Origin of the sequence: Pseudomonas sp. AU12215 (genome assembly GCF_001675465.2) — a bacterium.
Classification (GTDB): Bacteria; Pseudomonadota; Gammaproteobacteria; order Pseudomonadales; family Pseudomonadaceae; genus Pseudomonas; species Pseudomonas nitroreducens.
Genome location: NZ_MACM02000118.1, coordinates 79,501 through 88,234 on the forward strand (window position 1 = coordinate 79,501; position 8,734 = coordinate 88,234).

Sequence of the window (8,734 nt, forward strand, 5' to 3'; positions counted from 1 at the left end):
GGTGGTATCCCGCTGCACGGATGCTCCCTCTCCCTTCAGGGAGAGGGGTGGGGAGAGGGCGTTTCGCAAAACGCCAGAGTCATTTCCCGCTCCCTGCCACATCACTGGTCCCGCGCGTCAGGTAGTACGCGCCGAGGATCGGCAGCATGGTGGCGAGCATCACCAGCATGGCAACGACGTTGGTGATCGGCACGTCGCGCGGGCGGGTCAGTTGGTTGAGCAGCCACAGCGGCAGGGTGCGCTCGTGGCCGGCGGTGAAGGTGGTGACGATGATCTCGTCGAACGACAGCGCGAAGGCCAGCATGCCGCCGGCCAGCAGCGCCGTGGCGATGTTCGGCAGGATGATGTAGCGGAAGGTCTGCCAGCCATCGGCGCCCAGGTCCATGCTCGCCTCGATCAGACTGAAGGAGGTGCGGCGGAAGCGCGCGATCACGTTGTTGTAGACGATCACCACGCAGAAGGTSGCGTGGCCGATGACGATGGTCAGGAAGCCSGGSTCGATGCCSAGGGTCTTGAACGCCGASAGCAGSGCGATRCCGGTGATGATGCCGGGCAGSGCGATSGGCAGGATCAGCATCAGCGAGATGCCTTCCTTGCCGAAGAAGTCGCGGCGGTAGAGAGCGCCGGCTGCCAGCGTGCCGAGGATCATGGCAATCAGCGTGGCGACGCAGGCGATCTTCACCGACAGCCAGATGGCGTCGAGTACGTCCCCGCGCTGAAACGCGATGCTGAACCATTTCAGGGTGAAGCCCTGCAGCGGGAAGCTGTAGGCCGACTCCTCGGTGTTGAAGGCGTAGAGCAGGATCACCAGGATCGGAAAGTGCAGGAACAGCAACCCGCCCCAGGCCGCCAGGCGCAGGAACCAGGAGGGGCGGTCGGTGGAATGTGCATCAGAGCGCATCGAAGGCCCCCAGCCGCTTGGCGATGGAGAGATACACGGCGATCAGCACGATGGGCACCAGGGTGAAGGCTGCCGCCAGCGGCATGTTGCCCACTGCGCCCTGCTGCACGTAGACCATGGTGCCGATGAACAGCCCACTGGGGCCCACCAGTTGCGGGATGATGAAGTCGCCCAGGGTCAGGCTGAAGGTGAAGATCGAGCCGGCCACCACGCCGGGGAAGGCCAGCGGCAGGATGACCTGGAAGAAAGTCTGCCGCGGGTGCGCGCCGAGGTCGGCCGAGGCTTGCAGCAGCGTGGGCGGCAGACGCTCCAGGGCGGCCTGGATCGGCAGGATCATGAACGGCAGCCAGATGTAGGTGAACACCCAGAAGCGCCCGATGTGTGACGTGGACAGGGTGTTGCCGCCCACGCCGGGAACCTCCAGCAGCAGGTCCAGCAGGCCGAGCAGGTGCAGGTGCTCGATTACCCAGTAGAGGATGCCGCCCTTGGCCAGGATCACCGTCCAGGCGTAGGCCTTGACGATGTAGCTGGCCCACATCGGCAGCATCACGGCGATGTAGAAGAAGGCTTTTTCCTTCGGCCCGGCATAGCGCGCCATGTAGTAGGCGATGGGGAAGGCGAGGATGGCGCTGGCGATGGACACGGCGATGGCCATGCCCAGCGTGCGCAGGACGATGTCGTAGTTGGCCGGGTTGAACAGTGCCCGGTAGTTGGCCAACGTCAGGTCCGGCGTCACCGCCATGGTGAAGTCGTCGAAGGTATAGAAGCTCTGCCACAGCAGGGCGAACAGCGAGCCGATGTAGATCACGCCGAACCACAGCAGCGGCGGGATCAGCAGCATCAGCAGGTAGAGTGTGCTGCGCCGGTAGAGGAAGGTGGAGATCGCCCTCATGACGGCGGTTCTTCCAGCAGCGGCACCAGCGCGCTACGCGCCCAGGAGGCGGTCACTGCGTCGCCGGGTTTCGGGCGCTGTTCCTCGCGCTCGCCGTTGGGCAGCGCGGCGACCAGGCGCACACCGTTCTCCAGTTCGATCTCGTAGCGGCTGCTGGCGCCCATGTACTGCACATCGAACAAGGTGCCACTGACCTCCAGTTCGCCCTCACCGGCGCGGCCGAAGCGCACGTGTTCCGGGCGCAACGAATGTGGGCGGGACTCGCCGAGCAGGCGTTGGGCGAGATCGCCGCGCAGCACGTTGGCAGTACCGACGAACTCGGCGACGAAGCGCGTGGCAGGGCGACGGTAGAGGTTGCCCGGAGTATCGACCTGTTCGATGCGGCCCTTGTTGAACACGGCCACTCGGTCGGACATGGACAGCGCTTCGCTCTGGTCGTGGGTGACGAAGATGAAGGTGATGCCCAGCTGGCGCTGCAGTTTCTTCAACTCCACCTGCATCTGCTCGCGCAGCTTCAGGTCCAGTGCGCCGAGGGGTTCGTCCAGCAGCAGCACACGCGGGCGATTCACCAGGGCGCGGGCGAGCGCCACGCGCTGGCGCTGGCCGCCGGACAACTGCGCCGGCTTGCGCTTGCCGTATCCGGCGAGGGCGACCATCCCCAGGGCTTCCTCGGCGCGGTGGTAGCGTTCGGCCTTGGCCACGCCTTTCACCTTCAGGCCGTAGGCGACGTTSTCCAGCACGYTCATGTGYGGGAACAGCGCGTAGTCCTGGAACACCGTGTTGACGTCGCGCTSGTAGGGCGGCAGGCCCGCGGCTTCGTTGCCGTGGATGCGGATGGACCCGGAGGTGGGTTGCTCGAAGCCGGCGATCAGCCGCAGGCAGGTGGTCTTGCCGGAGCCGGACGGGCCGAGCATGGAGAAGAACTCGCCGTCGCGGATCTCGATGGACACGCGGTCGACGGCGCGCACCTCGCCATAGTGGCGGCTCACGTCGGTGAACTGGACGGCTGTGGTCATGCTGCGGGCTACCTGCGTGGCGGGGGCTGCATCAGAAAAGGTAGCGCATGGGGGCGGGGGTGCTTGCCGACTTGTGGGTGAGGTGGGGCATTTGTAGCGGCGACTGTTTTCTGGAGAGGTTTGTGCCAACGCATCCCCTCACCCCCAGCCCTCTCCCTTAGGGAGAGGGAGCCGTCCGTGCCGGCTGATGGCAAGGTTTCATCCTGCACCGAACGGTTCCCTCTCCCGCTTGCGGGAGAGGGTTAGGGTGAGGGGCTTTTGATCCAGCAGGGAGGTCACCTCCCACCCATGATCGCAATGTAGTCCTGCGTCCAGCGGCTGTACGGCACGCACTGCCCCTGGGCGCACTTGGCCTGCGGGGTCTTCCAGAAGGCGATGCGGTCGAACTGGTCGTAGCCATTGCTCGCGCAACCCTGGGCGCCGAGCAATTGGCTGCCGGTGCAGCCGGCGGGGGCGGCGGGCACCGAGCCGAACCAGGCGGCGACATCACCCTGAACCTTGGGTTCCAGCGACCAGTTCAACCACTTGTAGGCACACACCGGGTGCTTGGCGTCCACGTGCATCATGGTGGTGTCGGCCCAGCCGGTGACGCCCTCGGTGGGGATGGTCGAGGAGATCGGCTGCTTCTCGCCCTGCAGCGCGTTCACCTGGTAGGGCCAGGAACCGGAAGCGGCCACGCCTTCGTTCTTGAAGTCGCTCATCTGCACCGTCGCGTCGTGCCAGTAGCGGTGGATCAGCTTCTGCTGTTCGCGCAGCAGCTTGAGGGCGGCGGCGTACTGTTCCTCGTTGAGTTCGTACGGGTCCTGGATGCCCAGCGCGGGCTGGGTGGTCTTGAGGTAGAGCGCCGCATCGGCGATGTAGATCGGGCCGTCATAGGCCTGCACGCGGCCCTTGTTGCTCTTGCCGTCGGGCAGCTTCTGCTCGCTGAACACCACGCTCCAGCTGTCGGGCGCCTTGGGGAAGACCTTGGTGTTGTACATCAGCACGTTCGGCCCCCACTGGTACGGCGTGCCGTAGTGCTGGCCATCCACCGTGTGCCAGGGCGCGTCCTGCAGGCGCTTGTCGACGTTCTTCCAGTTGGGCACCAGGGCGATGTTGATCGGCTGCACGCGCTTGCCGTAGACCAGCCGCAGCGAGGCATCGCCGGACGCGGTGACGAGGTCGTAGCCACCCTTGGCCATCAGGCTGACCATTTCGTCGGAAGTGGCGGCGGTCTTCACGTTGACCTTGCAGCCGSTGTCCTTCTCGAACTGGCTGACCCAGTCGTAGTTCTTGTCGCTCTCGCCGCGCTCGATGTAGCCGGGCCAGGCAATGATATCCAGCGCCCCTTCGGGGTTGCCGAGCTGCTTGAGTGCTTCTGCCGCCTGCAGCGAGGCGCTGGAGAGCAGGCTGACGCCGGCGAAGGCCAGTGCCGCGGCTTTCACTAAGGACAATTGCACGGATGACATGGACGGACTCCTGTTGTTCTTCGTGTGGGAGCCACTGCGGAACCAGCGCGCAGAAAAATGGCACCTCCGTTGACCGCTGCATGTCCATAGCGAATGGGCACGCTCTTGCAGCGTAGTTCCGGCCCCGGAGGCTGACAAGAAAGCCTCCGGCACCCCGCAAAGGCCCGCCGCATGGCGCTTGCGGCCCCAAACGGGGCGGGCCGGGGTGGCTGGCCGGGAAAAGTGCACCAAGCGGGTGCGTGGCCTCCGGGCAGCCTTTGCAAGTCATTGAACCAACAGGAAATCGACCTCTGGCACGGGCCTTGCGATGGCCTTCGCAGCCGAGGACGAGCGGCAACAAGGAGTAGAAGATGGCTCGGGTGTTCTATGACGAAATGCATGACGCCGCTGGCGCCTGCCGACCGCACTACACGGAGTTCGCCCGCTGGCTGGCGGACATGCCCGGCGAGCATCTGCAACAGCGCCGCCGCGAGGCCGACCTGCTGTTCTATCGCGCCGGGATCACCTTCACCCTCTATGGCGACGACCAGGGCACCGAACGCCTGATCCCCTTCGACACCATCCCGCGGAGCATTCCCGCCAGCGAATGGAAGATCATCGAGGCTGGCTGCATCCAGCGGGTACAGGCGCTCAACCTGTTCCTTGCCGACCTCTACCACGACCAGCGCATCCTCAAAGAAGGCCTGATCCCACCCGAGCAGGTGCTGGCCAACGACCAGTACCAACTGGCGATGCAGGGCCTGGACGTGCCCGGCAATGTTTACGCGCACATCGCCGGCATCGATCTGGTGCGCGACGGCAACGGCGCCTACTACGTGCTCGAGGACAACCTGCGCACCCCCAGCGGCGTCTCCTACATGCTGGAGAACCGCAAGATGATGATGCGGCTGTTCCCCGAGCTGTTCTCCGCCCAGCGCATCGCCCCCATCGACCACTACCCGAACCTGCTGCTGGATACCCTGCGCAACTCCAGCCCGCTGGATAACCCCAGCGTGGTGGTGCTGACGCCGGGGCGTTTCAACAGCGCCTACTTCGAGCACGCCTTCCTTGCCCGCGAGATGGGCGTGGAACTGGTGGAAGGCGCCGACCTGTTCGTCCGTGACGAGCGCGTCTACATGCGCACCAGCGCCGGCCCGCAGCAGGTGGGCGTGATCTACCGGCGCATCGACGACGATTTCCTCGACCCGCTGGCCTTCAACCCCGACTCCATGCTCGGCGTGCCCGGCCTGCTGGCCGCCTACCGTGCCGGCAACGTGGTGCTGGCCAACGCCATCGGTACCGGCGTGGCGGACGACAAGTCGGTCTACCCCTACGTGCCGGAGATGATCCGCTTCTACCTCGACCAGGAGCCGATCCTGCACAACGTGCCGACCTGGCAATGCCGCCGCCCGCAGGACCTGTCCCACGTGCTGGCGCACCTCCCCGAACTGGTGGTGAAGGAAGCCCAGGGCTCCGGCGGCTACGGCATGCTGGTCGGCCCGGCGGCTACCACGGCGGAAATCGAAGCCTTCCGCGCGCGGCTGATGGCGCGGCCGGAGGCCTACATCGCGCAGCCGACGCTGAGCCTGTCGACCTGCCCGACCTTCGTCGAGAACGGCATCGCCCCGCGGCACATCGACCTGCGGCCCTTCGTGCTGTCCGCGCCGGACAACGTGCGCCTGGTGCCGGGCGGGCTGACCCGCGTGGCGCTGCGCGAAGGCTCGCTGGTAGTGAATTCGTCACAGGGTGGCGGCACCAAGGACACCTGGGTGGTGGAGGACTGATCATGCTGAGCCGTACCGCTTCTGATCTCTACTGGATGTCGCGTTACCTGGAGCGCGCCGAAAACCTCGCGCGCATGCTCGACGTGTCCTACTCGCTGTCGCTGATGCCCCAGGACGGCCGCGGCGATGGCCTGGAAGAGCTGGCCATGCCGCTGCTGATCACCGGCAACCTCGACGCTTATCTCGCCCGCCACGGCGAGCTCCACGCCGAGCGCCTGCTGAACTTCTTCGCCCTGGATGCCCAGAACCCCACCAGCATCTATTCCTGCTTCGGCGCCGCCCGCGCCGGGGCGCATGCGGTGCGCGGGCGCATCACCACCGACATGTGGGAAAACATCAACGCCACCTGGCTGGAGATGCGCGACATCGCCCACCAGGGCCTGCTGCGCTACGGCATCAGCCACTTCTGCGAATGGGTGAAGGACCGCTCGCACCTGTTCCGCGGCGCCACCTTCGGCACCAGCATGCGCAACGACGCCTTCCACTTCATCCGCCTGGGCACCTACATCGAGCGCGCCGACAACACCTTGCGACTGCTCGATGCGCGGCATCAGGTGCTGGGCGAACACAGCGCCGGCCCGGCGGAAGGTTCCGCCCGTGGTTACTACCAGTGGACGGCATTGCTGCGCGCGCTCTCGGCCTTCGAGGGTTACACCGAGCTTTATCGCGATGCGCTGAACGCGCGGAACATCGCCGAACTCCTGCTGCTGCGCGAGGACGTCCCGCGTTCGCTGCTGGCTTGCGCCGAGGAACTGCGCCAGATCCTCGCCAGCCTGCCGGGCGCCAACGGTCGGCCGGCCCAGCGCATGGCCGCCGAACTGGAGGCACGGGTGCGCTACACCGGCATCGACGAGGTGCTCGGCGCCGGCCTGCACACCTGGATCACCGACCACATCGGGCTGGTTCGCCAGCTCGCCAACGCCATTCACAGCTCGTACCTGGAGGCCGCATGAAACTCTCCATCCGCCACGACACCACCTACCGCTACGAAGACCAGGTGCGCGCGAGCATCCAGTACCTGCGCCTGACCCCGCAGGAAAGCGAGCGCCAGCACGTCCTGGACTGGCAACTGCACCTGCCGCGCCCGGCGCACCCGCAGCGCGATGCCTACGGCAACATCCTCCATGTGCTGACCCTCGACGAGCCCCACGAGGCCATTGCCATAGCCGCTCACGGCAACGTTGAAATCGACGTGGAGAACGAGCGCGAGCACGATCACCTGTCGCCGCTGCCGTTCCTGCGTGGCACGCGCCTGACCCAGGCCGACGGAGCGCTGCAGGAGTTCGCCCGAGCCCAGTGTGCCGAGCGGCGCGACCGCAAGGCGATGATCCGCCTGATGCAGGCGCTGAACGAGCGCATCGCCTACGTGCCCGGTTCGACCCAGGTGGACAGCACCGCCGCCGAAGCCTTTGCGGCCGGGCAAGGGGTCTGCCAGGACCATGCCCACGCCTTTCTCGCCTGCCTGCGCTATCTGAGCGTGCCGGCGCGCTACGTTTCCGGCTACCTCTACACCGACAGCGAGGAGCACCTCGCCAGCCATGCCTGGGCGGAGGCCTGGCTGGACGATGCCTGGTACAGCTTTGACGTGACCAACGTGCTGGACCGTCCTGAACGCCACCTGAAACTGGCGGTGGGCCTGGACTACCTCGACGCTTGCCCGGTGCGGGGCATGCGTCGGGGTGGCGGCGGTGAGCAGATGCACGCCCGCGTCACCGTGGCGCCTGGGCATCTCCAGCAGGCCCAGCAGATGCAGCAATGAGCGGGCGTGGCGAAAGACCGGGCACCGGCTTAAGATCGGTGCCAGCTTTCCCGTTCCCTGAACCTGCCATGAGAACGCCATGACCTATTGCGTCGCCATGAACCTCGCCCAGGGCCTGGTCTTCGTTTCCGATTCGCGCACCAATGCCGGCGTCGACAACATCGCCGTGTTCCGCAAGCTGCACATCTTCGGCACACCCGGCGAGCGCCTGATCGTGGTGCAGAGCGCCGGCAACCTGGCCACCTCGCAATCGGTGATCAGCACGCTGCGCCTGCGCATGGGCAGCGACGGGCCGAACCTGGGCAATGTCGAGAACCTGTTCGAGGCGGCCCGGCTGGTGGGCTCGACTCTGCGCGAGGTGGTCGATCACGATGAGAACATCGGCCAGAACCAGGGCGTCGACCTGGGTAGTTCGTTCCTGGTCGGCGGCCAGATCGGCCAGGAAGTGCCGCGTCTGTTCAACGTCTATCCGCAGGGCAACTTCATCGAGTCCTGCCGCGACACGCCTTACTTCCAGATCGGCGAAAGCAAATACGGCAAGCCGATCATCGACCGCGCCATGAGTTACGCGACACCGCTGGAACAGGCGCTGCGCTGCGCGCTGATCAGTTTCGACTCGACCATCCGCAGCAACCTCTCGGTGGGCATGCCGCTGGACCTGCTGGTGTATCGCGAAGGCAGCCTGGAGGTGCCGGCGGGGTATCGTATCCAGGAGGGCGATGCGTATTTCGAGGGCATTCGCGGGCAGTGGGGCGCCGGGCTACGTCAGTTGCTTGGCGAACTGCCGGCGCCGCCGGGGGATTACTGGCACTGACGTTTCGCTGCGGGCCGGGTTTTGGGGATAGTGCTGTAGGGTGGGCGGCCGCAAAAACTGAGTGCAACACCCGACCATTTCGGTAAGGTGTTGCCCCATGTCCTATCACGAACTCAGCGCCACAGAGCGCGTCACGATCCA

At 65.9% G+C, this 8,734-nt stretch carries 8 protein-coding genes; 4 read left to right on the forward strand and 4 right to left on the reverse strand.

What is annotated here, in order from left to right; all coding sequences use genetic code 11:
• Positions 1 to 79: 79 nt before the first annotated feature.
• From A9513_RS15795 to ydcS, 4 genes are all read right to left on the reverse strand, one after another.
• The gene (locus A9513_RS15795) at positions 80 to 901 is read right to left on the reverse strand and encodes an ABC transporter permease (protein WP_065327621.1); all 822 of its coding nucleotides are present in this window, start codon (positions 899 to 901) and stop codon (positions 80 to 82) included.
• Positions 891 to 1,793 (reverse strand): ABC transporter permease, encoded by a 903-nt coding sequence (locus tag A9513_RS15800; protein WP_038803679.1) that lies wholly within the window; start codon positions 1,791 to 1,793, stop codon positions 891 to 893. The genes A9513_RS15795 and A9513_RS15800 overlap by 11 nt, the downstream gene beginning before the upstream one ends.
• Positions 1,790 to 2,809 carry an ABC transporter ATP-binding protein gene (locus A9513_RS15805; RefSeq protein WP_065327622.1) on the reverse strand — a complete coding sequence of 340 codons (1,020 nt, stop codon included), beginning with the start codon at positions 2,807 to 2,809 and terminating at the stop codon, positions 1,790 to 1,792. Before A9513_RS15805 ends, A9513_RS15800 begins: the two co-directional genes overlap by 4 nt.
• A 275-nt stretch (positions 2,810 to 3,084) precedes the next feature.
• Positions 3,085 to 4,257, reverse strand: coding sequence for a putative ABC transporter substrate-binding protein YdcS (ydcS, locus tag A9513_RS15810; protein WP_141678436.1), 1,173 nt, complete (start codon positions 4,255 to 4,257; stop codon positions 3,085 to 3,087).
• A 350-nt stretch (positions 4,258 to 4,607) separates the two neighbouring features.
• On the opposite strand from ydcS, the gene A9513_RS15815 reads away from it, so the two are divergent.
• The 4 genes from A9513_RS15815 to A9513_RS15830 all read left to right on the forward strand — a co-directional run bounded on the left by A9513_RS15815 (position 4,608) and on the right by A9513_RS15830 (position 8,593).
• Positions 4,608 to 6,020 (forward strand): circularly permuted type 2 ATP-grasp protein, encoded by a 1,413-nt coding sequence (locus A9513_RS15815; RefSeq protein ID WP_065327623.1) that lies wholly within the window; start codon positions 4,608 to 4,610, stop codon positions 6,018 to 6,020.
• 2 nt (positions 6,021 to 6,022) lie between these two features.
• Entirely contained in the window at positions 6,023 to 6,973 is a 951-nt protein-coding gene (locus tag A9513_RS15820; protein ID WP_065327624.1) for an alpha-E domain-containing protein, read from the forward strand.
• Positions 6,970 to 7,779 (forward strand): transglutaminase family protein, encoded by an 810-nt coding sequence (locus A9513_RS15825; RefSeq protein WP_037010443.1) that lies wholly within the window; start codon positions 6,970 to 6,972, stop codon positions 7,777 to 7,779. Before A9513_RS15820 ends, A9513_RS15825 begins: the two co-directional genes overlap by 4 nt.
• Before the next feature lie 79 nt (positions 7,780 to 7,858).
• The gene (locus tag A9513_RS15830; protein ID WP_024765453.1) at positions 7,859 to 8,593 is read left to right on the forward strand and encodes a proteasome-type protease; all 735 of its coding nucleotides are present in this window, start codon (positions 7,859 to 7,861) and stop codon (positions 8,591 to 8,593) included.
• The last annotated feature ends 141 nt before the right edge of the window (positions 8,594 to 8,734 follow it).